Annotated in this window: 1 protein-coding gene; it reads left to right on the top strand. The window is 38.5% G+C overall.

Annotated features, from left to right (window positions below):
- The first annotated feature begins 246 nt into the window (after positions 1 to 246).
- A complete protein-coding gene (locus tag PX482_RS18785; protein WP_002759198.1) occupies positions 247 to 720 on the top strand; it encodes a phosphate-starvation-inducible PsiE family protein in 474 nt (157 codons plus the stop codon).
- Positions 721 to 1,246: the final 526 nt, after the last annotated feature.

Here is a 1,246-nt window from a genome sequence, read left to right on the forward strand (position 1 = left end):
TAGGTAGGCACAATTATTTGTAGGATGGGTTAGCGGTAGCGTAACCCATGCGGGCGTTGGGTTTCATGCTTCAACCCAACCTACGTTCATTTTATATTTAATTCCACCCACCCACTTAGATGTTAAAAATTGTCAGATACTCCCCTTATAAAGGGGGGATTAAGGGGGGATATACTTACTTGTTAACTAAATAGAACAATTAGCAGTCAAATACAATAATAATTTTTACTTTTTACTTAATCGATCATGCTCAAACAGATACGGAAACTACTTATCAATTTTGGTCAACAATGGCGCGATGAAGATTTCATGAAGTCGATTCATATCATCGAAAACATAGTTTCTAAGGTTTTATCCGTAGCCTTAATTGTTGTTATTATTGTTTCTCTTTATGATTTAGTAGTTATCCTAATCAAAGACCTATTTACTACGGAACCCGTCGGTTTTTTTAGTAAAACTTTAATTGAAATCTTCGGATTATTTCTCAATATTTTGATCGCTTTAGAGTTATTAGAAAACGTCACTGCTTACTTAAGAAAACACATCGTACAGGTTGAATTAGTCGTAGTTACGGCTTTAATTGCCATCTCTCGAAAAATTATTATTTTTGATCCCAATAAATACAGTAAAGATGATTTAATTGCCCTCACCGTGGGAACCTTAGCTTTAGCGGCAAGTTATTGGTTAATCAGAAAAGTTAATCGCGATAATCGTTCTTGAATTAAGGGAAAGGGATAGATTTTCTAAATCTATCCCTTCTAAATAGGGTTTGCGGCAAAAAGTAGGGGCGAAGCATTCGGATAGGAAATCTAGGGTTTCAGCGATAGGTTATGCCCGAATGCTTCGCCCCTACAGGACGCGGGCCGATGAAGATGTAAGGTTTTGAAACATGATTCTCTCAAAATCTTGCACCTGTTTCGCTCGTAAAGCCCCAAAACCCTTACTTTGCCTACATTTCACATTTATTCAGCCAGCCCTAGGGCTGGCTGAATAAATCTAAAAACATTGTTCGATAATACTTTGAGACCTTTTTGAAATCCAAAAGTACCAGCCATTGGAGTGAGCGGGGGGAAAATTCCTGGACTTTTTCCCTGAAAATTAGGTAATTGACCACCTGAAAATGGGTAAAACCCTACACCCTACACCCCACACCCCACACCCTGCCCCCAGGAAAAACTTTTTGCCGCAAACCCTATTTACCGAAATTTTGGGTTAAAGCCCCGTCCTTTTAGGACGGCTTTTTAAA

It is taken from the genome of Microcystis sp. M53602_WE12 (assembly GCF_030065455.1).
Taxonomy (GTDB): Bacteria; Cyanobacteriota; Cyanobacteriia; order Cyanobacteriales; family Microcystaceae; genus Microcystis; species Microcystis aeruginosa.